At 40.1% G+C, this 24,386-nt stretch carries 16 protein-coding genes; 9 read left to right on the plus strand and 7 right to left on the minus strand.

Features of this window, described 5'->3' with window-relative positions:
• Positions 1-12: 12 nt before the first annotated feature.
• Positions 13-1,383, minus strand: coding sequence for an alginate export family protein (locus tag R2R71_RS03345; protein WP_316829826.1), 1,371 nt, complete (start codon positions 1,381-1,383; stop codon positions 13-15).
• A gap of 354 nt (positions 1,384-1,737) precedes the next feature.
• Between R2R71_RS03345 and R2R71_RS03350 the strand changes: the two genes are divergently transcribed.
• The 7 genes from R2R71_RS03350 (at position 1,738) to R2R71_RS03380 (ending at position 7,878) form a co-directional block, all read left to right on the plus strand.
• Positions 1,738-2,031, plus strand: a complete 294-nt coding sequence (locus R2R71_RS03350; RefSeq protein WP_316829827.1) for a hypothetical protein — start codon at positions 1,738-1,740, stop codon at positions 2,029-2,031.
• Positions 2,028-2,399, plus strand: coding sequence for a hypothetical protein (locus R2R71_RS03355; RefSeq protein ID WP_316829828.1), 372 nt, complete (start codon positions 2,028-2,030; stop codon positions 2,397-2,399). Before R2R71_RS03350 ends, R2R71_RS03355 begins: the two co-directional genes overlap by 4 nt.
• 146 nt (positions 2,400-2,545) lie before the next feature.
• Positions 2,546-3,301 carry an SDR family oxidoreductase gene (locus R2R71_RS03360; protein WP_316829829.1) on the plus strand — a complete coding sequence of 252 codons (756 nt, stop codon included), beginning with the start codon at positions 2,546-2,548 and terminating at the stop codon, positions 3,299-3,301.
• 12 nt (positions 3,302-3,313) lie between these two features.
• A complete protein-coding gene (locus R2R71_RS03365; protein WP_316829830.1) occupies positions 3,314-4,096 on the plus strand; it encodes an alpha/beta hydrolase in 783 nt (260 codons plus the stop codon).
• Positions 4,097-4,114: 18 nt separating this feature from the next.
• Entirely contained in the window at positions 4,115-5,899 is a 1,785-nt protein-coding gene (locus R2R71_RS03370) for an amidohydrolase (protein ID WP_316829831.1), read from the plus strand.
• Between the two features lie 26 nt (positions 5,900-5,925).
• Complete coding sequence (locus R2R71_RS03375) at positions 5,926-6,930, plus strand: MBL fold metallo-hydrolase (protein ID WP_316829832.1); 1,005 nt, start codon at positions 5,926-5,928, stop codon at positions 6,928-6,930.
• A 15-nt stretch (positions 6,931-6,945) separates the two neighbouring features.
• Positions 6,946-7,878, plus strand: a complete 933-nt coding sequence (locus tag R2R71_RS03380) for an alpha/beta hydrolase (RefSeq protein ID WP_316829833.1) — start codon at positions 6,946-6,948, stop codon at positions 7,876-7,878.
• An 86-nt stretch (positions 7,879-7,964) separates the two neighbouring features.
• Here the strand turns inward: R2R71_RS03380 and R2R71_RS03385 are convergent, their stop codons facing one another.
• Positions 7,965-10,232 carry a histidine kinase dimerization/phosphoacceptor domain -containing protein gene (locus tag R2R71_RS03385; protein ID WP_316829834.1) on the minus strand — a complete coding sequence of 756 codons (2,268 nt, stop codon included), beginning with the start codon at positions 10,230-10,232 and terminating at the stop codon, positions 7,965-7,967.
• A 577-nt stretch (positions 10,233-10,809) separates the two neighbouring features.
• On the opposite strand from R2R71_RS03385, the gene R2R71_RS03390 reads away from it, so the two are divergent.
• A complete protein-coding gene (locus tag R2R71_RS03390; protein WP_316829835.1) occupies positions 10,810-11,940 on the plus strand; it encodes a TlpA disulfide reductase family protein in 1,131 nt (376 codons plus the stop codon).
• Between the two features lie 236 nt (positions 11,941-12,176).
• Here the strand turns inward: R2R71_RS03390 and R2R71_RS03395 are convergent, their stop codons facing one another.
• From R2R71_RS03395 to R2R71_RS03415, 5 genes are all read right to left on the minus strand, one after another.
• A complete protein-coding gene (locus tag R2R71_RS03395) occupies positions 12,177-12,953 on the minus strand; it encodes a GLPGLI family protein (protein WP_316829836.1) in 777 nt (258 codons plus the stop codon).
• Positions 12,954-12,956: 3 nt separating this feature from the next.
• Positions 12,957-15,773 (minus strand): outer membrane beta-barrel family protein, encoded by a 2,817-nt coding sequence (locus tag R2R71_RS03400; protein ID WP_316829837.1) that lies wholly within the window; start codon positions 15,771-15,773, stop codon positions 12,957-12,959.
• A 1,269-nt stretch (positions 15,774-17,042) separates the two neighbouring features.
• The gene (locus R2R71_RS03405) at positions 17,043-17,726 is read right to left on the minus strand and encodes a lipid-binding SYLF domain-containing protein (protein WP_316829838.1); all 684 of its coding nucleotides are present in this window, start codon (positions 17,724-17,726) and stop codon (positions 17,043-17,045) included.
• A gap of 137 nt (positions 17,727-17,863) precedes the next feature.
• Positions 17,864-19,036: a chondroitinase-B domain-containing protein gene (locus R2R71_RS03410; RefSeq protein ID WP_316829839.1), complete on the minus strand. Its 1,173-nt coding sequence runs from the start codon at positions 19,034-19,036 to the stop codon at positions 17,864-17,866.
• A gap of 148 nt (positions 19,037-19,184) precedes the next feature.
• Positions 19,185-20,789 carry a DUF6377 domain-containing protein gene (locus R2R71_RS03415; protein ID WP_316829840.1) on the minus strand — a complete coding sequence of 535 codons (1,605 nt, stop codon included), beginning with the start codon at positions 20,787-20,789 and terminating at the stop codon, positions 19,185-19,187.
• 608 nt (positions 20,790-21,397) lie between these two features.
• On the opposite strand from R2R71_RS03415, the gene R2R71_RS03420 reads away from it, so the two are divergent.
• Complete coding sequence (locus tag R2R71_RS03420) at positions 21,398-24,385, plus strand: SusC/RagA family TonB-linked outer membrane protein (protein WP_316829841.1); 2,988 nt, start codon at positions 21,398-21,400, stop codon at positions 24,383-24,385.
• The last annotated feature ends 1 nt before the right edge of the window (position 24,386 follow it).

A 24,386-nucleotide genomic window follows, 5' to 3' on the forward strand; every position in this document is an offset into this window, starting at 1 on the left:
TTACCCTTATCGTTAGAATTTAAAAATAATAGTACTACCGAACATTAAAATATCTTTCCCCGTTCCAGCCTGCTTTAGAAATTCGCCTGCATTAAACCAGGTAATTTCCTGTCTCAGGTACAGGAATTTATTTGGCGAATACCGCAGTTCTGCACCAATCTGGCGACCAATATGTTTAGCACTTACATTTTTACCCGAATAGATAAGTTTACCATTCACCGCATACAAGCCATCATTACGGTTCATTCGCCAGAATAAATCGTAATCTGCAGCAAGCACAAGTTTTTTAGTAAGATTATATTCAACATAAGGATGCGCATCAAGTAAATTATACGGTCCGATTAATGCCGCCAACCCGAAGTATGCGCCTTTAGGAAATAATGGATTAAAAGTATTTAACCGGCCATCACCATAGTTTTTATCGCCACTAATGGCTTCTGCCTTAATCCCCGCCTGTAATTCATGTTTGGTCTTAAGAAATGAATAAGAAAGGTTTGCAGATAATGTCCATGCAGCGATACTTTTTTGGTTTAAATCGCCAAACTGGTACAGTCCTTCCACATCATACTGAAAGCCTCCTGTTGTATTCCAGAATCGCCCACCTACCGAGTGCCTGGTTTCAATCCCCTTGCCATCATCATAAACAGCATTTTTTTTATGGATACCTAAATAATAAAAATCAAGATTTTTAATGACAGGCACATTTGTGAATACACTGTACACCCCCCAGAATTTTGTATCAGCACTAAAGCGATCGTCAAATATTGCAGCTTTCGCCGGTACATAATAAGAATAAAAACCATCTATTTTGATATGCTGTCGCTTAACCATGATTTTAACAGCATCGAACGACTGGCGATTATTAGGTGCTTCGCGAACAGAGACTAACCGCTGAGAACCATATGCTAATTCCTGTCTGCCAACCCTAAAAGTAAGTTTAGTGGCAGCACCAATGCCAGTATTGAAATCAACAAATGCCTGATGCAGGTCGAGTACATTCTGATCCACAGGCGATGGTACCTCCTCTTTTCCCGCAGCCATACTGCTTTGTAATTGTGCAAAAATACGGAAGTACTTCCCTCCATGAAAATCAACATGCCCAAGATAACGGTTCAGTACAAATCCATCATTATCTTTCGGAGATTCACCCCAGTTCTCATTTTTAAAATAAAAATACTGGTACCTCACTTCTCCTCCCAGACTTAAATAAATGGATTGATCATGAGATAACGGCTTGAATTTTAATTGATCATACCAACTCCTGGAACTATCATTTTTAAGTGTTTCATAATTCTCTTCGTAACGCAACTGCTTAAATGAATTTTCCTGTGCAAGGCTAACAGAGGAAGCAAATAATAAAACTAAAATGATGATGTTTTTCATGGGTTTGGTTTTTAAGAATGAATATCCTTTGGCTAAAACTATTTCCTCATGATACCAAACAAAGCACCAACTACATAAACAACTGAATATAAACGCATTAAAAACAATAAACCGCACCAATAACTAAATCTCGTGGTTTCAGCATTTTTTAATAACGATATATGGTTGATTAGGAATTATACCGATGATTTAAAGCAGTACTGATATTGATCGCTGATAACTAAATATCATGATGGAAATTGAAAAATATCGAAATAACGTTATTATCCACACAAACAAAATCAACTAAAAACACTGCAATACAAGCATTTACATAAAAGGAACGCCTATTGTTTATTTCGTCAAAAAAAAATTATGAGGAAAGCAATCAAGAGAAAATTAAACAGTGAAATAACAAACTGGGTGATTATTCTTCACGAACGAGGTTATATTAATGATTTCCATTCTCTTAATCACGAAAAACTACAGTGTGCACAGAATGGAGAATGCTTCCCGATACTGGAGCTGAATATTCACCTGATAGATTGTAGTTATGACATCCTGAACCAAAACTATAAATACATCCATACTATTGAAACACAGGCCGGTTATCGTGGATTATTGATCATAAACGGCTTGCTACCCCTAAATAGTTTTACTGCACTATGAAAAAATCTCAGACTGCTAATTACTTTCTATCTCAGGATATCAGGGTTTTAATGGAACAACATATAGCGCAGATTTTTTTCAGCAGGGAGATCGAAAAGTACCTGTCAATTAACGAGAGTGGTTCTATATATTGCATTTTAAACTACTGCGGCAAAGCTGCTCCAAAACTGTCTTCAATAAGATTAGCTTATCAGATTTGGATAAACATGTCCCTGTCAGACCGCCATGCCATATTATACTTATTTCACACGCTTTTAAAATCATTTTCTGTCGCAGTATCACCAGGTAAAAGAAACTTAATATTCTGTACACTTTTTATTAATGAACTCACAGGGCTTTTGGATGATATGATGATGAGTCGAAGCTGATCCTACCCACTATATGTCGTTGCTCGGAAGCGGCAGATAACGAAATATAGTTAAGCTCAATACCGAAACAAGATACAAAAGACTATATATCAGCACATTAAATAGATTGGCCGATACCTTGTCATTTCATATCAAATACTCACGATATGAATTCACTTCAAAAAAAAACAGCGCTCATTACCGGAGGCAACAGTGGAATAGGTTATTCCACCGCAAAACTTTTCAAAGAAAACGGTGCTACGGTTATCATCAGCGGGCGAAATGAGCAGCGCATTAACAGTGCTGCTGCAACATTGGGCATAACCGCATACACCTCCGATCAGGGAGATCTTACAGCTATAGACAAGCTCGCAGAGATGATAAAAAGAGATTTTGGAAAACTCGATATCCTGTTTCTGAATGCAGGTGTAGCAAGCTTTTCTCCATTCGAAAGTGCTGACGAAAGCCACTTCGAAAATATCATGGATGTCAACTTCAAAGGTGTTTTTTTTACCCTTCAAAAATTACTCCCCTTACTAAATGATCATGCATCGGTAATATTCAACACTTCTGTTAACGCAAATATCGGCATGCCTAATTCAGGGGTATATGCTGCGAGTAAGGCCGCAATAGTTGCATTAAACAGGGTGCTGGCAACTGAACTCGCTCCAAAAAATATCCGGGTCAATTGTATATCACCAGGCCCTGTCAAAACACCTGTATATGGGAAACTTGGATTGGATATCGATGAACTGAATGCATTCGGCAAAATTTTAAGCGAAAAAATATTGCTGAAACGTTTTGCTCAGGCTGAGGAAATTGCACAATTAGCCGCCTTTCTCGCCTCCGATAAATCATCATTTATTACGGGAACCGAAATTGTTATCGACGGTGGCCTTACGGTTAATGCGGTAGTTAATTAAATCTTATTGGTTATGAAAAATATACAGTCGAAAACTATTGTATTTATTACAGGGGCATTCGTAAGCAGTGATTGCTGGAAAGAATGGAAAACCTACTTCGAAAATCAGGGATATACCACACACGCTCCGGCATGGCCACATAAAGATGCGCCAGCCTGCACCCTCAGGCAACGACACCCTGACCCGGAGATCGCTGGCATACGTTTAAGTATGCTTACAAACTATTATACGGCATTTGTAGAAAAGTTACCTGAACGGCCTATTCTAATTGGTCATTCAATGGGCGGCTTAATTACACAGCTGTTAATCCAAAAAGGTTTGGCATCTGCAGGTATTGCCATTCATTCCTTGCAGCCACAAGGGGTTTTTACCTTTAAATTTTCATTCTATAAAGCTGGCTGGCCTGCATTAGGTTTTTTTACTAATCCTGCCAAAACCTATCTGATGTCTTTTCCGGAATGGCAATATGCATTTACAAATGGTATGGAATACGAAGCCCAAAAGGAGGCTTACTATAATTTATTGATCCCGGAATCGAAACTTGTAGTACGCGATGCAACAACAAATGCAGCGAAGATAGATTTTGAAAAACCACATGAACCGCTCCTATTTATCGCCGGGAGTACCGACCGTTTTATACCAGCTTCATTAAATTATTCGAACTACAAAAAATACCGGCACGAAGAATCAATTACGGTTTACAAAGAATTTACCGGCCGCAATCATTTTGTTTTAGGTCAACCCGGTTGGCAGGAAATTGCAAATTATATTTCAACCTGGCTTTCAGCAATTTAACCTTCAATAATAAAAATAATGAAAAATCTATATCAACTCAGCAGCATCTTTTTGTTGCTTATGGCAGTATTGGTTTCACAAAATTTGCTGGCACAGCAAAAGGCCGATTTAATCATTTATAATGGCAAAATTGCCACCATGGCCAAAGCCGGAGAATTTAAACAAGCGATAGCCATTAGGGACGGTTTAATTCTGGAAACAGGTACTACACAGGCCATATTCAAACAATTTAAAAGCAAAGAAACCAGATTGGTTAATGCTGCAGGCAAAACCGTAATACCTGGATTAAACGACAGCCACATGCACGCCATCCGTGAAGGGCTTAATTTTAATATGGAACTTCGCTGGGACGGTGTTAAAACACTTAAACGGGCTATGCAAATGTTAAAGGAACAAGCAGCACGTACACCTCCCGGAGCTTGGGTAAAGGTGGTAGGCGGATGGAACGAATTCCAGTTTGCCGAAAAAAGGCAACCCACAATTGATGAAATTAATGCTGCAGTTCCTGATAAACCCGTATTTATAACTTATCTATATGGCAAGGCTTTCCTCAATAAAAAAGGAATTGAAATGTTGGCTTACGATAAAAACACCAGTTATCCCGGAAGTTTAATAGAGCTGGATCAGACAGGTAAACCTACTGGTTTACTTTATGCGAAGGAAACGCCAATGGCAATATACCGTACGCTCGCCCTTACAGGAAAACTAACACCTGAAGAAAGGATAAACAGCTCACAGCATTTCTACCGCGAAATTAACAGCTTCGGCATTACCAGTGTAATCGATGCAGCCGGAGGTTCGCAAAATTATGATGCCGATTATCAGGCCTCACTCGAGCTTGCACGTCAGGGAAAACTTACCGTACGTACAGCATATTACCTTTTCGCTCAGCAAAAAGGTAAAGAACTGGAGGATTATGAGAAATGGATTAACCTTACTCACCCCAACAAAAACGATCATATCCTGATGGCAAATGGTTATGCTATGGAAGGAGCAGGAGAAAACCTGATTGCCTCAGGAGCAGATTTTGAAAATTTCCTTGAACCTCGCATTGAACTTGGTCCCGAGATGGAAGGTGACCTTGAACCCGTTATACGTCTATTAGTTAAAAACCGTTGGCCTTTCCGCCTGCATGCAACCTATGGCGAGTCCATCGACCGTATGCTGAATGTATTTGAAAAGGTAAATAAAGATATACCCTTTAATGGTTTACGCTGGTTTTTCGATCACGCAGAAACCATAACCGATAGCGAACTGGCAAGAGTAAAAGCATTGGGCGGCGGTGTCGCTGTACAGTTCAGAATGTACTACCAAGGCGAACTGTATAAGAAAATGTATGGCCAACCCAAAACACAATTACCCCCAATAAAAAAAATGCTGGCCATGGGTATTCCTGTTGGTATGGGTACCGACGCCCCCAGAATTTCTACCTATAACCCATGGATGGCCTTACATTGGCTGATCACAGGCAAAACAATTGGCGACATGCAGTTCTGGCCAAAAGATCAGGTACTTGATAAATTCACCGCATTGAATATATACACATCCGGTAGTGCATGGTTTTCAGGAGAACAAGATAAAAAAGGCAAACTGATTAAAGGCATGTATGCAGATATGGCCATCATTACTGATGATTATTTTACCGCCAGCCCTGAAAAGGTAAAGGGTATAACAGCATTGATGACCATTGTTAATGGCAAAATTGTCTACGCTACCGGCAATTATGCAAACCAATGTCCGCCTATAGCAGCTCCCATACCGTCATGGTCGCCCGTAAACTATTTTGGTGGCTATCAGAAGTAAAAATTCCGACTAAACGATAAAATAAAATGATGAAGACATTAAAATTAATAGCAATAGCCTTTTGGCTAATGGCTTGCTGCAATTTAACATTTGGGCAACAGCCACCTCATATTCCGATATGGGATGCCAACAAAGTTACTTTAGCGCTGCATAAAATAACAACCGACGTTTATGCAATTATTCCTTCAACAGCAGAAACAGAAACTACAAAGGGCATTCCCCAGGCTACTACCGGAGGATTCATTATTGGTGAAAAGGGCGTGCTGCTCATTGAAGTGATGCTGAGTAAACAGCTTTACGATCAGCAAATAAAACTGATCCGTTCGGTTACCGATAAGCCTGTTTTTTATGCCGTAAACACCAGCGACCATGGAGATCACTGCTTCAGTAATTATTTGCTGCCACAGTCAGCAACCATTATTCAGAATGAATTTGCCCGCGATAACCTGTCTAAAAATTTTGATGGCATTAAAAGCTTTATGATAGGCCTCTTTGGAAGCGGCAGGGGAATAGAAAATGCAGTATACAGGGCTGCAGATATTGTAATCCCCAAAAACAGTAACATGAAAATCGATATGGGAGCCGGCAAAACCGTAGAACTGCTTAATGTAGGTACTGCGCAATCACCGGCAGATTTATTTGTGTGGATGCCGGCACAGAAGATATGCTGGGCCGGAAATCCATTTATTGCAGAAAGCCCTGCTATACCATGGCTTTTCGACGGCTTTTTTCTCGAACCGGCAGCAAACCTGAAAAAGGTATATGATTTTTTACCCGACGACGCCATTATAATCCCGGGTCATGGACGTATAACCAATAAAGCAGGCATCAAATTCACGATCGACTATGTTTTACAACTCAAAAAAGAGGTCGAATCCGCTGTAGATAAAGGACTAACATTAGAGCAGACTAAAGCGCAGGTTCAAATGAAAGACTATGATAAAGGCTATGAGCTGTTTAACTGGCTGCATTACGGATCTAACTTACCCAATGCCTATAAAGACATCAGTAACAATAGAAAATTAAAATAAACTAAATCACTAATCATGAAAACAAAAATTAAAATGAAGTACCTGGCGGCAACATTATTATTGACCATAATGCTTGGTCATGCCTTTGCTGCAGTTTCACCGGCAAATCCGCCATCCAATTTCAAACATCAGTATGCCACAGTAAACGGCGTTAAAATCCATTATGTTATCGGAGGTAAAGGCGACCCCCTGCTCCTGGTACATGGCTTTGGACAGAACTGGTACATGTGGAACCGTCTGCTCCCTGAACTTTCTAAACACTTCACCATAATCGCCCCTGATTTAAGAGGTGTTGGCGAATCGGGTAAAACAGCCGCAGGCTACAACAAAAAGAATATGGCAGTCGACATGCACCAGTTGATGCAAAAGTTAGGCTACAATAAAGTTAATGTAGCAGGCCATGATATAGGTTTAATGGTTGCCTATGCCTATGCCGCCCAATTCCCTGATGAAGTGAAAAAACTAGCCCTAATGGATGCCTTACTGCCAGGTATAGAGCCTGTATGGAGTCAGGTGAAAGCACAGGCCTGGTGGTTCGGCTTTTTTGCCCAGCCCCATGCAGGTGAGCTCGTTTCTGGTAAGGTTGCTTTGTTTCTAACCGATTTCTGGCCTGTTGTTGGTTTTAAGAAAAATGCCTTCACCAAAGCAGAAACTGCAGAATTTATACGTGCCTATTCAGTTCCCGGCGCTACAACAGGTGCATTTCATTGGTTTGGTTATTTTAATCAGGATGCTAAAGATAATGAAGTGTTTGCCGGCAAAAAATTGAAGATGCCCGTACTTACCGTAGGTTCAGATCATTTCGCAGCCCCATTTCTGGCAACCCACACCAGGTTGGTAGCTGAAAATGTGAAGGAATCAATAATTAAAGATTCAGGTCACTGGGTTGTTCAGGAAAATACACCCCAGGTTCAAAAAGACCTGCTCAGTTTCTTCCTTTCTAAATAATACGCTCAAATTTAAAAGCCAGGACCTCCTCTTCTCGTCGGAATTCCTGGCTTTAACTTAACCTGGCAATCCTGCTCCACATTAACTCATGATATCGTCCGGGATAGCTGTTGCTCCGGTTCAAAAATTATTTCCACACTAACACCCTGATTATTTCGTATCTCAAAGCTACCACCCAGCTGTTTAGCTAATCCACGCATTAAATTCATGCCCATGGAATCTATCTTTTGTAAATCAAAATCTGTAGATAAACCAACCCCGTTATCTTTTATGCTTAGCTTATTGTGTTTCTTATCTATCCTTTTAAGCGAAACACGGATAAAATTCGAGTTATTTTGCGGATAAGCATACTTGATGGCATTTGTAATGGCCTCATTCATAATAAGACTCAACGGAATGGCCTGCGAAACAGATAAATAAATTTCATCAAAATCCTTTTCAAAAATCAGGTGGTCACCTAAATCCAGACTTTCTTTCACGTAACTAATAAATTCATCTATATACTCCGCCATGTTGATGAGATCAAATCCTTCCGACTGATAAAGCTTTTGGTGAATCAATGCAATAGAACGCATCCTGTTCTCACTATTGGAAATAGCATCTTTAGCAATCTTATTATCAACATATTTAGATTGGCGTTGTAGTAAACCGATAACAATCTGTAGGTTATTTTTTACGCGGTGATGAATTTCTTTTAATAACCACTGCTTTTCTTCAAGCAGTTTATCTTTATCTCCTAGCAGGGAATTCAATTCATTGTTTCGCTCCTGAATTATGCGGTTATTTTTCTGTTTTACGCGATAACTGTTGATGAGTACACCAATAAGCAAAAGCAATAATATGATAAACCCAATGATCAGATTTCTGATATAATCGGCTTGTAACACTTTATCTAGCAATAGGCCACGCTCCTTTTGCAATGCACCAATCGCAGCTTCTTTCTGCAGGGTCTTATATTTCACCTGTATTTCGGCAATTTGCCTCGCTGATGCCACATTAAAAGCAGAATCACTTTTTTGCTTAAATCTTCGGTAATGTTCCAGAGCAGATTTAAAATTCTTGTTAGCAGAATCTATTTTATAATAGTAAAGTGCATCTTCAGCACTGTTCAGGTATGCCTGACTATCAGAATGGATATTTTTAAATTCCCGATCCAGGTAAGTACGGGCAAGCGCATATTTTTTTTGTTCCATGTAAAAACCAGCCAGCATCTTATTCCCCCACGATTCGTCCATTAAAGTACAACGATAGTACGCGACCATTTTCAGGTACCAACCTTCTGCAATACTATATTTACGGATAGCATTGTAATACATGCCGTATACTTCCGCCTCACGTCCATGCTGCAGGCTATCTACAGGAGGATATCTTTTAAAAATTTTCCGGGCTTCAATAATTGCAAATTGTACTTTATTTAAGATAAGTGATTCCCTTACCAGCTCAGTAATATTCAGATAAGTGATCTCAGAAGTGCTGTTACCCGGATTATTTTTGACACCGATTTTTATCGAACGATTGAAATTTTCGAACGCATTTAAGTGGTCGCCCATATCCGAATAAACATACGCTAGCTGGTTGTAACGCTTCGCCAGATTTAAGTAATTCAAGGTATCACCCCGCTCAATGGCGTTATCAATGGCTAGCAAGCTGTATTTTAATGCTCTATTGAGGCTGCCCTTATTCCGGTAAATGAGCGACAAGCTATGATAGGTAAATCCCAGGTCGACAGATCCGGTCGATTCATATAGCTTTAAAGCCTTTAGTGAAAAATATTCCGCACTATCTAATTTAACCCGGTCGAAATATTCTGCACCTAAAGAACAGAGCGCTTCTGCTTCCTTATTTACGTCTCCGGTTTGTTGGTATAATGTGATGGCTTTTTTTAATAGCGACCTTATTTCAGGTCGTACTTTGTAAGCACTCTTCATCATATTTGCAAAACGTAACCAGGTTCTGGCTTCCCGCTTTTTATCGCCGCTTTTTTGGTAAGCCTGGATAACTGACATGAAATATCTTTTTCCATCTGTTAGGTTATTCAACCTGAAATAAGCTTCACCAACCCGTAGCATACCTTCATACCTGTTATTAACACGAAGCTTTACAGAATCTGCAAATTTTATGGAGTACAGAAAATAGCGAAGACCACTATCCAGATTCACCTTCTTGTTGCCCGGCTTTAATAACTGAATTTTACCTAACTGCTGAATCAGATTACATTTAATGCTATCATTGCTGGCAGCTTGAAGCATTGCTTTCACCTGAGCAGTCCCCGCCTGATCTCCGGATAGTGCCTGCGCAAAGGCCATACTCCTTTGCAAAATAAGGGCAATCAAAAAGCAATAGAGAATCTTCATATTTCAACCACCTAATTTATTCAAAATTCCCAATATTAATTTTAGTTTTTTGCTGATATAAACCTATCTAAACTCATACCCTAATTACAAATTGATGGTTAACAGTGATTTGTAATTAAATAAAACTAAACACCAACGGTATTTCGCTGCTTTAAAGCTAAGGCAACGATATTTAGTGGTAATGTTGAAATAGATATGAGGAAAAAATGCTGTTAGCAGCTTAAACTTAACTTTCAATTCCCATCACCTTGATATTACATTCGATCAGATAATTTTTAGCTAACATTTTAGGTGTAAGTGACCCACGAAAAAATAATACTTAAACAAGAAGGAGTGGAAGAATGTATATTACTGACAATCAATAAACTATTATGTCAAAAAAATTAAAAGGGTTCAATTTTTTGATGGTGAAGAATTGAAACAAATCAGAAGGTCGTAGATGTAACAAGATCGATCGTGACTCCCAATTCCATTGCGTTTCATCTAGAAATGACGTACCTTATGCAAAGGTTCCTTCTAATTATTGTGTAAAATAAAAATCGACCGGAAATAAATTCTAGGCGTTAATTTAATATCTATGAAAAATCTTTTTAGCATTTTAAGCTTCTTCTTGCTGTGGATCCCAGCTAGTAAAGCGCAAATTCCTTTCGAAATTGAACTTCAATCCAAATCGTTAAAGAACTCTAAATTCATATTCTGTGTATTGGCCAACAATAAGATAGAAGTGCTGAAGAAATATGATATTTCATATAAAAATGGATATGTTAAAATGAGGGGAAGTTTGGACCAGCAGGCAAGATTTGTCAGTTTGAGTACGCAACACAATGGACAGACAGCATTTAAAATATTTTCTATCGACGGTGGAAAGAATTCGGTTACCGTTGAGCTGAAAATGAAAAACAACGCTCCTCAACTTGTTGTGTTGACAAATGCGCAATCCAATCAGATTTCTGAATTAATCGACACCGCCTTCTATGAGAACCTTGCCATGTATCGCCAATCATCCGGGCTTAAAATGGCGCACACGCTCGATACCGCTTTTAATAACAAATTCAAGGATGCGGTCTTAAGGATTATTGCCTCTAATCCACAAAATTATGGATCACTATTAGCGCTTAGTGGCATCAGTAAAATTGAAAATTCCCCACAATGGGCTGAGAGAATACTTACCGCTATGGACACTTTATCACCTAATATAAAATCAACATCACTTTTTAAGCAAATAGCAACAAGCAGAAAAGGACTGATAGCTGGCGTGCGCAATTCGTCAGCAGGGCAAACCGCCAAAATTTTTGAGATTAAAGATGAAAAAAGTCAGGTATTTAGCAACAAAAATTTATTAGGTCAAAATTACCTTCTTGCCTTTTCTGCAACATGGTGCATCCCTTGCCAACATCAATTACCATTGTTAAAAAAAATCTATGCGGCATATAAGCAAGCCGGGTTAAAAGTAGTGTACTTCAATGATGATGACAACATTGAGAAATGGCAGCACCACATTAAAGATAACGAACTAGATTGGATTAATGTTTCAGACAGAAAAAAGCCAGGACAAAGTATTGTACAAAAATCTTTTGGCATAAATGCGGTTCCAACGATACTTATTGTTAATTCTGAAGGTAAGATTGTTTATAATTCAGATCAGACTGATCCAGGATTAAATACCCTTGAATCTAATATAAAGTCTCTTTACAGCAATTTAAAATAGTCATTTTGAGTTATTGCATGATACCAATCTTAATAGCAACATAATAGTGGAACAAATCTTTCCGGGATACGGAAAAGATGTTCGTTGCGCATCACTATAAATATTCAGGCTTAAGTTCAGCTATTGGTGGTAAATCAATGATTTTAAGGAATGAATGCGTTAGAACACGGTGATGAAAACCCAAATTGCAAAGGCGTTCTGCAAAATGACCAAAAGTTAGAACTTTATCACTAAGGCTAAAGCATTATCCCCTTGAGAAAATTCCGTTCGTTGAAATTGTTTCGTTTAATCATAGGCAATAAAAAGGTTGCGAGTTCTCTTCTAGGTATTTCCTTACCGGCTGTAGGGGGTTTAATTACTGAAGGAGCAATGGTTTTCTCTTCGACCTCAGTGGCGAACCATGTGATATTTTCATGAGGCAAAGCCAAACCCAAAATCATGCCTGGTAAACCTCCAAAGCTTTCAGGTCCTGAAGAAGATAATATTTTCTCGGTGTAGAAAGCAACCACGTAAATTGAATCCTGGATGAGGCCGTTAGCCCTTTTACACGGGAAACCCGCTATTTCCCTTGTTTCTTCGGTCAATTTCCAAACCATTTTCCTTGTTGAATCCTTCAGTAAAAAAACTTCGCCAAGAATTTTCTTTTCAACAACATCAATTTTGTTGTCTCTGTCTTTGAAAACAACATTGATCTGTCCTCCCATTAGATCTTCTCCAAAATAACCGACATTATCCCCGGAGGTTTGGTTCAAGGGTTCAAAAAGTGATTGAGCAGCGGAAAAATATAATTTGCTCTCCAAAACCCTAAATTGTGGTTGGGTGAGTTTAAATTGTTCAAAGGCTTGCTGCTTTACCGGATCTTTGACAGATAGTGTCTTCTTGATCCTAGCGTAAAGGTTTATCCTTTTTTCAAAATGTATTACGCCTGAACTTATGAAATGAAAGTTTTGTGCTTTTGCTGGAATGAAAAAGTGTAATGATGAAATAACTAAAATTAAAAATATGAGCTTCATGATTTATGGGTTAGGTTGGGTACCGAATTTGCTAAAATCCCAGGCAAGGGATAACATAAAATATTGTTTTATCGTGCTATAGTTGGTTTGTGTTAGGGTTGTGCCGATCATGGTTCTTCTAAAGCCCTGATTCTGATTTAAAATATCATTTGCCTGTAGGCTGAGCTTGAGATTTTCGGACTTAAAGAACTTTTTAGTTACAGAAGCATTCCAAAGAAACAGTTCATAACTTTGTGGAAATGCGAGTGTTTTTGCCTGATACTGATAGTTTATGGATGAGCGTACTTCAAAAGCTAAAGGAAGGTAGATATTCCCCGTTAGATCCAAAATAAACCCACTTCCATTATTATTTAACTGTTTGAATAATGAAGAGCTACTAAAGGTATAACTGGGGCTTATATTAAGCATGAAGTCATACCGTTTAAGTTTTGATTTTGACAAGTTCAGCCCTGCAGTAAGTACCGAAGCATTACGTTCATTTATTAAACCATTGGATAGTCCATAATTTTTCGTGTTACTCACAGACATATTTAGCCCCAAATAAGTATCAATTGATTTAATCTTCGCTCCTGCGTTTATCCTGCCATAGAGACTGGAATTATTTTTTTGCCTAAGGTTGATGGCCTGATAGGTCGTTTTCCCCGCATTATCAATATTTACCTCGGCCACTATTGGATTCACAATGTTATTATAACTTAAAGCTAGAACGAGATTCTGTCCAGTTACGAGTTTCAATATGTTGTAATCCAAGGAAATATTATTAGAAAAGGAAGGTTTTAGATCTGCATTTCCGATAAGGATATTCAATGGATCAACATTATTCCTCACGGGTTGTAGCTGATCTATTGAGGGTTGGAGCGTGTTACCAAAATAGTTCAATCTAATCAAGTGTTGAGGGCTAAACTGATAACGGTAGCTTACCTGTGGATTGAGATAATTGAAACGACGTTGATACTGAATATCGGTGATTAAATCATTTTGATTAAAGAAAACATGTGAATATTTTAAGCCCGCCTCAACTGATATTTTATTTTTAGAATACAACACGGAGCTGCCGATCTGGTTGGAAATCTGGTTAAAATCATATGAATTTGAGTATTCAGCATCTAACAGGTCAAATTGTCCTGTAGCAGATTTGTTAAAAGATTTTCTGTCTGAAAAGCTGTTATTAATCCCTAGTCCGTAATTTATGATCAGGCTAGTAAATTTCGCCAGCGGCTCAGACCAGCTCGCGGCGGTACTAAAAATTTCAGTCTTACCGGTTTGTAGTTTTAACTGTTCAATCTGCTGAACACTGTCTACGGCGCCCGAGGGTGCAAAAAAGCTGGTCCTGGCGAACAATGAACCTGCGAGGTCATTTTTTATCGATGCCACAGAAACATTCAATGAAAACAGACGATTTTCTTTTTTGAATTTATGACCGAAAAAAATCCCCCCATTAAAGAGGTCCTGATGGCCGTTATCATCTAATAACCGATTCGTACTATTAAGCTGACCTAGGCCAGCCAAAGTGTTTGAAGAAATAAACGCTGTTTTCGAGGCAGTTCTTTTTTGGGTACCATCAAATGAAATCTTGAAGGTATTGTTCGGATTTGGCCTCAATGTAATTGTCGCATCGAGTTTTTGTCGGAAAAGATTATTGTTGAATGATTGTTGGGAATTGCTGATCAATGATGTAGCAGAGAGATCATTTTGCGTGAAATTATCACGAACACCCGAAACGTCCAAAGCTCCTATTTTATAGTTTGCGTTAATCGCTTTTCGATCTCTTGACCATTTTGCATCGTAATGGATTCCTGCAGTTCTAGCCTCCGGCAAACCTTGACCAGAAAACCGACCAGATGATGAACTTAGTTCATCTACTTCACTAGGCGAGGCCATCAAGCTTCCACCTACGAAAACAACATTTTCAGATGAGGATGCATATTTGGAATTTTCAGAACCACTAAGTCCCAAGCGGCCTATATTACCAAGATTTCCATATACAGCGAACTTCTCTTTTTCAAGAAATCTATTGAACATCGTAGCAGCAGTATAGTACTTCTGGGTGGACGCCCCTGCCTCTATTTTCCCAAAAAATCCTTTCTTCTTATCTTCTTTAAGTTTAAGGTTGATCGTCTTTATTTTTTTCCCATCCTGAGACTTTGTAAAAGCAGCCTGTTCAGACTGTTTGTCAAAAAGCTGCACTTTATCTATCATATCTGCACGAAGATTTCTTGTGACTAAGGTTGGATCATCACCAAAAAATTCTTCGCCATCAACCAGTACTTTATCAACCGATTGCCCATAAGCGGTGATTCGTCCATTATTATCAACCTTGATTCCTGGAAGCTGAATAAGCAAATCTTCTACCTTTGCATTCGGCGTGATACTAAAAGCTTTCGCATTATATTCGGTTGTATCACCTTTGAGCCTGATTGAATTCAAAGTACCTTTCACAATTACTTCTTTGAGCAGTTGCGCTTTCAGCGTAAGGGGGGTTGGATTTAGGGCAAGTGAAATATTATCTTTGGCGATAGTAAGGGTATCAACAAAATCAGCGTATTGCGGGTAACTGACTGTTAACGTGAATTTTCCTTTTGGAAGATAGGAAAGTAAAAAACTACCGTCACTTTTACTTCGGCAAAAGGCAACCAGCAGCGTATCACGATGATTTGTGAGCGTTACTGATGCATTCAATAACTTTACTCCAGTTTCTCCATCGTAAATTAGCCCTGAAATATTTGATGACGACTGCGCCCGGGTTTGAGAAGGAATTACAGACAACCAAATAAGTATTGCTGTTGCTGAAAAAAAAAATCTGAATTGTAATCTGCTCATGAAATGTTTTACTTATTGGAAAAGTTACTTATAACCATAGTGATGCTTTAGCAGTAATGATTAAGCCAAATGGTGTTTAGTGCATAATCACTAACACTGTCTGAGATTGCTTTACAACACTTATTGCACTTTGAGATAGTAAAAAAAGCTTGCGTGTTTGTATGCTAGCAATAATTGTCAGTTTTTTATCTGGCATCAAAAGAATTTCTGCTTCCTTTGAAGAACAGATCAAACGGTTTGGTTCTAACTTAATTTATTTGAGCGGCTTTGTATAACTTTGTTTATGATTAGAATATTCTTAATGCATGTTTCGAGCTTTCCCATCGTATTCTGGTCATGGTGCATAGCGATACAAGTTATATACATAAAATTTGGATGTTAAGAGGTTAATATTTGATTTATCAAACATAAGGTTAAATACATAAATTCCTATAACCAATCCTCCATTTCATTTTTTGATTGAACTTTCGTGTTGCTATAGATTGTCATTAAAGTGAGGATTATCCCAAAAGTGGCTACTAATTTCTAAGCAAAGAAGTCACTTATTTCCGTACCAAGATATGCACTGACCACCCCCTTAAAGGTATGTAGTCGACTGGTTTTAAGTCTTTTTAAGCGCCAGATTCCGACATGCGGACTACATCCTATTCTTTTGGTTCTTTAAAGTTCCCTCAAAAGATTAAAATTGCTTTGAAAATAAAATTGCTTCGGTGATTTGACCTTCAAACTTCAACTAGACTTTTTTTAGCAGTTAAGGATTTGAAGTGCCTTTGACAAGGTCCGAAGAGTCGGATCCAAGCTTCGATGAGTTGTAGCATATGCAGCTAAGCCATTTTCTGATGGGAAAACATGAACTGGAGATGAAGCTGATTTGTCAACAACTGGCCTTTGATGCACTCGTTACAAACGAGCGCAAGCTATTGAATTTATTAGTTGTCATTCTAAAATACCGTGATTAACTAGTCCAGAGCTGGTTATCTTGTAGTCCCTGTCCCATTGCATGCCCACTGCCTTCCTATTGCATCCCTAAGGCATGATGGTTGCATTTTATGGCATGTTTAAAATTTAGCTTACAGGAGTTTTTAAGCATAAAAAAAGAATCACTGAATCAAAACCTTCAGGAACACGAATCAGCTTTACAATTCAAACCCAGGAAGGCCATATAAAACAAATAACCATTTAAGGCGCAAGGGTTCAGGCTTTGCTTAACCTGAATATGCTCAAATACCTTAAATGGTTATGCTGTTTTTACCCGAAGCTTACAAACAGCTATTTCATGCCGTTAAGCTTGTTTTTCAAGGCAACAACCTGCTCATCACTACTGTTCTCCGCACTGAATATATCGCCAACGCTTAAATCCTTGCCGTAAAAGGCTTTATTTGCAGCAGCGTCAATAGCAAGCGAAGCACCGTTTAATGAAATCCCTGCAAATAGCCCCCTGCTCCGCGAATATGAATATACTTCTGCATCCAGTTTATAATCGGTATTGGCGGTCGAGCTTCTTCCAACAGGGCCTGCCGCTACCGAAATATCGCCACCTAAAGTAAAACTGCTCTTCTTAATATCCGAAAGGCTGCTCGCATGTTTAAAAACCAAAACCAGGTCAACAGACTGTACACCAATCTGCGGACCAACGCTGCCACCGGTAATCGTAACAAAAACAGGGTTACTCCAGCTGCCATCAGCCTTTTTAACCATTGCCAATCCCCTGCCCCGCTTACCGCCAACTACAAATCCCGCATTAATAAGCTTCGGCACAATGATAATCCCCTGGGTAATATTCAGCAGTTCCGAAGGGATCGATTCCTTCATTTTACTGAATTCCGAAAGGGTAACCGTTGCGGCTTCTATTTTCTTCTGCTCTTTTTCCTGTGCCTGTACGCTTGTTGTAGTTAGTGCGCCTGCGCCAATAAGCGTAATCAGGCAAATGCTTAATGTTTTAGTAAAATTCATGGTTATATTTTTTATCATGCATGGCCGCAATGGCGGCACGATTTACTAAACGCTTAAAGTCCTGAAATGATTTACCCCTGGCTTTATTTGATTTTGGGATGATTTTTCAGGATAGGTTCCTGCCACCTGAAATCAGGCTATAAATGGCTGATGGCTGTTTTTACCCCGGTAAATTCATTATCGCTAAACACATTGTCAAAGGGTGCTACATCCTGAAAAACCCGCGATGGATAGCGTTTGGTATCAAATTTACCAGTCCAGTCGGCATTTTTACTGCCCCCTTCCAATATCCCCGTTGTGGCATGGCTTATTTTATTCCCCTTAACGATACAGCCGCTGGCGGCAATATAAAATCCGGTATCGGTTTTGCCTTTTGCCATGCCGTACATCAACCTGATGGCCGTTTCGATACCGCTTAGGTTATTATTGATTACCTGATGCCCGGTGCCGTTAATCCTGATCCCACCGGTTCCGCCTTTAAAAACATTTCCTTCAATCAGGCAATCATGTCCTCCCCTCAGCACCAGTTCGCCATCATTATCCTGAAAGTAATTATTTAGGTATTTATTTCCACTGCTTTTGTTGCTGATCACCTCATTCTCCCCGTTACAACGGATAAACCGGTTATTTTCAACAGTGCAGAAAGCCGCTTTGGTGCCCAGTAAAATCGGGTCCTGCCCTACCTGAACGCATTCGCCGCCATTGCCATTCGCCCAGCTTACTTTTTGTTTATCGCTGAAAATGTTCTTCCTGATATGCGTATACTGTGGCAAATCCTCATTTGTTATTTTTACCTGAAGATCAATACTGTTGATATTCGAAATGAATGAACAATGGCTCACCACATTATAAAGCCCATCTCTTGTGATGGAAACAAGCGGAAGAAACTGGCTGCTTACCTGGTTAGCAATAAAAGAACAATGCTTAACCTGGCAATATTTAGCGCCTTTCAGTTCAATCAACATGCCCGTTCCTGCCTGTTCCTTTACCAGGTTTGCATTTTTAAAAGTCAGGTTTTCGAGGATGATGTAATCGCCGCTAAGCTGAAAGATACATGCTTTAACCAGCCCTGTAAAAACAGTTTTGCCCTGACCTGCACCCCTGATAATAACCGGATTTTGGGCTGTACCTTTTACATGCAGTTTTACAGACCAGTTTTCGTAGTTCCCGGCCAGGATAAGCACTTCATCGCCCGGCTGAAGTTTGTCTTCCAGTTCTTGAAATCCGGCTTGCGAACTTACGCTGTATTTCTTTGCATAAGCCGGCTGGAGCAGCATAAAACATAATAAAATAGTAAGCAGTTGTTTCATAAAAAAGGGCTATTGACTGCTCAATTTATAGAAAATAAGCCCTGGCAATTAAGGGCATTCAGGAATTTAAGCACCAAAAGGCCATCCCTGCATTTTACAACGATTGAAATAATGGCGAAGCGAAGGATGGCTGCTTGCCGGGAAAAACTTATACCGCCTTTACCGACATGATGATATGGTCGAATTCCTCTGCCGGAACCAGCGCTTTGGCTTTCAGCCGCATCTTGTAAACGTAAACGGTATTGACCGAATATTCTAAAATATTGGCAATCGTCTGCACATCACTGATCCCCAGACGCGTTAAGGCAAATATCCTTAAATCGGTATTCAGCAGTTCAGGAGCCTTTGGCCAGATCTGGTCTTTTTCATCGAACATGGAGTTAAACACCGTGATGAAATTCGGGAATACGCTCATAAACACACTATCGAAAGTATTAAAAAGCTGCTCACGCTCTTTTTTGATATCGATATCGTTTAATGAGGGCAGCACTTCGGCAAAGCGCTTGGCCAGTATTTTCCGCTCAACGTTTTTCTTTAAGCGGTCGAGCTTAAGGATATAGCCCGATATGGTATTAAAAAAGGTGCCGATATACCTTTCATTTAAAGTGGCATATTCCCTTAATTTATCGTTTGTTTCGATGAGCCGCAGGTTAATCCGTTCCAGTTCCAGGTTCTTCTCGTTGATAATCCTTTCTTTCGCTTTAAGTTTCTTAAGCTGGATGTAAATAACAAAGGCCACCAGGAGGATAATAATGGTAACCATGGAAATCGCCAGGAAATACATGAGGAATTTATTTTTCTCACGCTGTGCCACCAGGTTAACCTGTGCGGCAATATCGGGCAATACCGATTCGATCTTTAGTTTCCTGAGCCTGTTACCATAAAAACCTGCATCATCCCTCGATTGCTGAATAAACAGGTAGGCATCGTCAAGGTAACCGTTCCTGAACAGTTCTTCCGATAAAAGTAAGGTGGCGAGCGTTTCCCTGGTCGAAGAACGGATATCGTAAATCGCCGATTCGGCCAGCAGGCAAATGCGTTGCTCGTGTTGCTTTTCACCCCGGTAAAATGCGGCCATGGCCGTGAGCAGCCTTGCCCTTTGGTGTGCCGTAAGCTTAAAGTGCTGCAATAATTTAATAAAGATGGCAGGGGTTTTCCGGGTTTCCCCCGCAACAACTTCTCGGTTTCCCGCAGTAAATAACCGCTCAAACGAATTCGGTTCGCATACCGCGATAGCCGAATCGAGCAAAGCCACCGCTTTTTTATTGTAAGGAACAGTAAAGTTTGGATCGTCGTTATAAATGGCCAGGTTGGAGTAAGCCCCCGATTTTAAGCAATAGTATTCGTACTGGTACTGGCTGTTTAAAAGCTTTACCTTAATCTCACCGAGCAGATCGAACGTTTCCTTAAACATGCCCGCATGCAATAAAAGGGAAGCAATTTTAACCTTGCTTTCACTGATTTTAACCGGATTATGCTTGCTTAAACGAAGGTCGAGCAGTTTTTTTCCATAAAAATAGGCCGAATCGAACTTGTAATACTCATATTCATTAAACAGCTGAAGATAGGCTTCGTCTGCATTCAGGGGCAGCAGCAAAGCGATTCTTTTAATCCGCTGCAGTTTTTGCTGCTCATACACACCCTTTCTCGAAATCTCAGTTTTCAATTGATGGAGTAAACTGTCTTTCCTGTTTGCTGCCCTCACAGCAAGTAAGCTAATAAGGCATAAAAATGTGGCAAAAAACAGTTTCATTGATTAGGGTTAGCGCCTTCAAAATTAACATATCTCCTGAAATCTGAAATTATTTTTTGCAGAGGTGCCACGCAAGTAAAGGCATTGAACATACAAATTTAGAAGCCTTGCCACAGGGGCATGGGGCTTATTTAATCCTAAATCAAGCCTGCCTGGCTTCATATTCCTTTATATTTTTCAGGCACAGACATTTCATAACAAGCTGACAAACAATTTATTACAATTATAAAAACCAATAAATGTTTATACATTTTCCTGATCAGGCTAAATCGTAGCAGTATAATTTTTCATCCGTTCTAAATTAGGTATTCGAAACCTGCTGAATTATGCAGCATCGAAAAATAAAATAACCAGATAGAAATTTTGCCTCCGCACTGCAACACCATAAGGTTACAGTAAATCCTTTTAGTCTACAGTAAAGAGCAGCAGCTAATCCCCGATATGAGAAAAAACATACCACCTTAACAAGCGGTTCCCAGGTTTGCAACACGCTCATGATAGGCCCCAACCTAAAGCAGGTAACGTCTATTGCCTGCTGATGGAGGGCCGCCCAGGCAAACACACCGGCAATTCAATTTAACTAACATAAACTAATTAATTCTAACCATATGTATAGGAACATTCTACTATTAATGGCCTGCTGCGTGATTTTATTTTTATCAGCATCTCCCGCGAGGGCCCAAACCAGGTTAATTACCGGAACCGTAACAGATATGGCCGATGGCGCTGCCCTGTCTGGTGTAAGCGTAACGGATAATAACAAAACATCAGGTACCTCCACTAATACGGCGGGAAAATATTCAATCGCTGTTGCCCCGAATGCTAAACAGCTTATATTTTCTTACGTTGGCTATCAGCCTAAAACCATCACCATAACTGAATCAAACACCATTAATGTAACACTGAATTCAACAACAAATACCTTAAATGAGGTAGTGGTAGTAAGTGTGGGCTACGGAACTTTAGATAAAAGGGAAATATCCAGTGCAATCACGCATGTTTCATCTAAAGATTTACTCACCGTGGCTGCAAACAACCCTTTAATGTCTTTACAGGGCAAGGTACCCGGCTTAAACATCACCAATACGGCATCAGCCGATCCGAACTCCAGCCCGAGCATCCAGTTAAGGGGTGTATCATCCAGAAGTGCCGGCCTTGGCCCCCTATATGTAATTAATGGTGTACCGGGAGGAAATATCGATAACATCAACCAGAATGATATCGAAAGCATCGATGTTTTAAAAGGTGGTGCAGCTTCGGCAATTTATGGTACAAGGGGTAGCAATGGTGTAATTATCATCACCACCAAAAAAGGCAGCTCACAATCACAAATGCTTTATGATGGCTATGCCAGCTTCGATTACCTTACCAATCGCCTGCAAAACCTTTCAGCAGAGGAATTTATTGCCAACCGTGTGGCCAACAAGCAAGGTCAGGATTACAAAGCCCGAACCAATTGGCTCGATGAAGTAACCAACTCCCCTGCCTTCGCACAAAAACATACCCTGCAGTTCTCCGGTGGTTCGGCAAAAACCAATTATTTTGCCTCAGGCGATTACCGCGATGCGGATGGTATCGACTTACGTGCCCATAAAAGGGAATATGGTGCCAGGTTAAACATTAACCATGCCACCGATAATAACATGTTCGTGGCTACCTTAACTGCCGCACCCCGCTACATGAAAACCAGCAATGCCGATCAGGGAAACTTCAATAATGCCTTAACCTTAAACCCTACCTACCCGATTTACAACAGCGCAGGTAAATACAATTACATCAACACAGGTTTTTTCTCTAACAACCCTGTCGAAAATGCCAATGTGATTAAATCTGAAGCAGAAATTAAGGAACTTGATATTAATGGCTCCCTGAAGATGAACATCCTGCCCACTTTGAGCACTACGGTAACCCTTTCGGAAATCAGCCGCTCGGCAAAGAATATGTATTTCACACCATCTACCTTATCCTCTATTGTGCAGGCGAATAAAGTAACGCAAACCAATTTTGCTTCGCAGGAACAACAGGAAAACGACCAGAAAAACATCGAATGGACTGGAAACTATGCGGAAAACTTTGGCAGGAACCACCTGAAGGTACTTGGCGGCTATTCTTATTCCCTGTACAATTACAAACGGATGTATGCGCAAAACTATGATTTCCCTTTCGATACCTATTTATGGAACAACCTGGGTTCGGGATTATATAATGGTGGTGCCGCCGGACAAGGCCAGAGCGCAGTAGCTTCAACACAGAACGGCTCTACACTCATCGCCTTTTTTGGTCGTGTAAATTACGATTTCGATAACAAATATATCTTAACAGCGAGCTTACGCCGTGAAGGCTCTTCGAAATTCGGTGCCAATAACAAATGGGGAAATTTCCCGGCGGTTTCTGCCGCATGGCGTGTTTCGGAAGAAGGCTTCTTTAAATCGGCAGCACCCTGGATGAATGAATTAAAGCTCCGTGCCGATTACGGTATTACAGGTAACCAGGATTTCGGGAATTACCTTTCTTTGCTGCTCTACGGTGGCGCGGGCTACTTCCCCTATAACGGCCAGTATTACCAGGTTTATGGTCCTTCATCAAATGTAAACCCCGACCTCAGCTGGGAAAAATCAGTTAACTTTAACGTAGGTCTCGATTTCTCTTTACTCAACAGCAGGATCAGTGGCTCACTTGATTATTACGTAAGGACCAATAAAGACCTCCTGGGTTCATACACGGTGCCGGTACCGCCCAACACACAATCAACAACATTTACCAATGTGGGTACCATGAAAAATTATGGTATTGAACTTGCCCTGACAGGTGAAGTGGTAAAAAACGAAGGCTTCAGCTACAATGTCAACCTGGCCTTCGCTTACAACCGCAATAAATTTATCTCCTTTTCAAACGACCTTTACAAAGGCGGTACTTTTCAGGATGTTGCCGGGCTTCCTGCTCCGGGTTCGCCGGGAAACATCCAGCGGATTCAGGAAGGACACAGCATAGGCGAGTTTTACACGCTTCGCTCAGCAGGCGTAAATGATTCCGGTGCTTTAATGGTATACAAAGCCGATGGAAGCATCGTACAGGCTAACCAGGCTTCCAATAACGACAAACAGTTTGTGGGTAACGGCTTGCCTAAATTCATTACCTCAATGGGTAATACCTTCCGCTATAAACGCTTCGACCTGGGTATCTTTCTTCGTGGCACTTTCGGCTACAAAATCTTTAATACCTCGGCATTTTACATCGGTACGCCATCAAGCCAGACCGATGCCAATGTGCTGAAATCAGCTTACGATAGCAGCAGCAAATATTCATTGCTGAAAAACAGTGCAACCACTTCTATTGCCTCAGATTATTTCCTTGAGAATGGCTCTTTTGTTAAAATCGATAACGTTTCGCTTGGTTACCGCCAGCCTTTAAATAATAAATACCTGAAATCGGTAAGGCTTTACGCAGCAGGAAGAAACCTGCACACCTTTACCAAATACACTGGCGGCGATCCGGAACTGGTACAGGTTAATGGGCTTACTCCGGGCGTAAACACTTCCCTAAACTATTATCCTTCAACCCTTCAGTTAATCTTTGGCTTACAGGCAACATTTTAAA

It is taken from the genome of Pedobacter aquatilis (assembly GCF_032678405.1).
Lineage (GTDB): Bacteria > Bacteroidota > Bacteroidia > Sphingobacteriales > Sphingobacteriaceae > Pedobacter > Pedobacter aquatilis_A.

Excerpts from the sequence above, each read along its gene's own strand:
- R2R71_RS03345 (WP_316829826.1), bottom strand. The coding sequence starts at position 1,383 with ATGAAAAACATCATCATTTTAGTTTTATTATTTGCTTCCTCTGTTAGC.
- R2R71_RS03350 (WP_316829827.1), top strand. The coding sequence starts at position 1,738 with ATGAGGAAAGCAATCAAGAGAAAATTAAACAGTGAAATAACAAACTGG.
- R2R71_RS03355 (WP_316829828.1), top strand. The coding sequence starts at position 2,028 with ATGAAAAAATCTCAGACTGCTAATTACTTTCTATCTCAGGATATCAGG.
- R2R71_RS03360 (WP_316829829.1), top strand. The coding sequence starts at position 2,546 with ATGAATTCACTTCAAAAAAAAACAGCGCTCATTACCGGAGGCAACAGT.
- R2R71_RS03365 (WP_316829830.1), top strand. The coding sequence starts at position 3,314 with ATGAAAAATATACAGTCGAAAACTATTGTATTTATTACAGGGGCATTC.
- R2R71_RS03370 (WP_316829831.1), top strand. The coding sequence starts at position 4,115 with ATGAAAAATCTATATCAACTCAGCAGCATCTTTTTGTTGCTTATGGCA.
- R2R71_RS03375 (WP_316829832.1), top strand. The coding sequence starts at position 5,926 with ATGATGAAGACATTAAAATTAATAGCAATAGCCTTTTGGCTAATGGCT.
- R2R71_RS03380 (WP_316829833.1), top strand. The coding sequence starts at position 6,946 with ATGAAAACAAAAATTAAAATGAAGTACCTGGCGGCAACATTATTATTG.
- R2R71_RS03385 (WP_316829834.1), bottom strand. The coding sequence starts at position 10,232 with ATGAAGATTCTCTATTGCTTTTTGATTGCCCTTATTTTGCAAAGGAGT.
- R2R71_RS03390 (WP_316829835.1), top strand. The coding sequence starts at position 10,810 with ATGAAAAATCTTTTTAGCATTTTAAGCTTCTTCTTGCTGTGGATCCCA.
- R2R71_RS03395 (WP_316829836.1), bottom strand. The coding sequence starts at position 12,953 with ATGAAGCTCATATTTTTAATTTTAGTTATTTCATCATTACACTTTTTC.
- R2R71_RS03400 (WP_316829837.1), bottom strand. The coding sequence starts at position 15,773 with ATGAGCAGATTACAATTCAGATTTTTTTTTTCAGCAACAGCAATACTT.
- R2R71_RS03405 (WP_316829838.1), bottom strand. The coding sequence starts at position 17,726 with ATGAATTTTACTAAAACATTAAGCATTTGCCTGATTACGCTTATTGGC.
- R2R71_RS03410 (WP_316829839.1), bottom strand. The coding sequence starts at position 19,036 with ATGAAACAACTGCTTACTATTTTATTATGTTTTATGCTGCTCCAGCCG.
- R2R71_RS03415 (WP_316829840.1), bottom strand. The coding sequence starts at position 20,789 with ATGAAACTGTTTTTTGCCACATTTTTATGCCTTATTAGCTTACTTGCT.
- R2R71_RS03420 (WP_316829841.1), top strand. The coding sequence starts at position 21,398 with ATGTATAGGAACATTCTACTATTAATGGCCTGCTGCGTGATTTTATTT.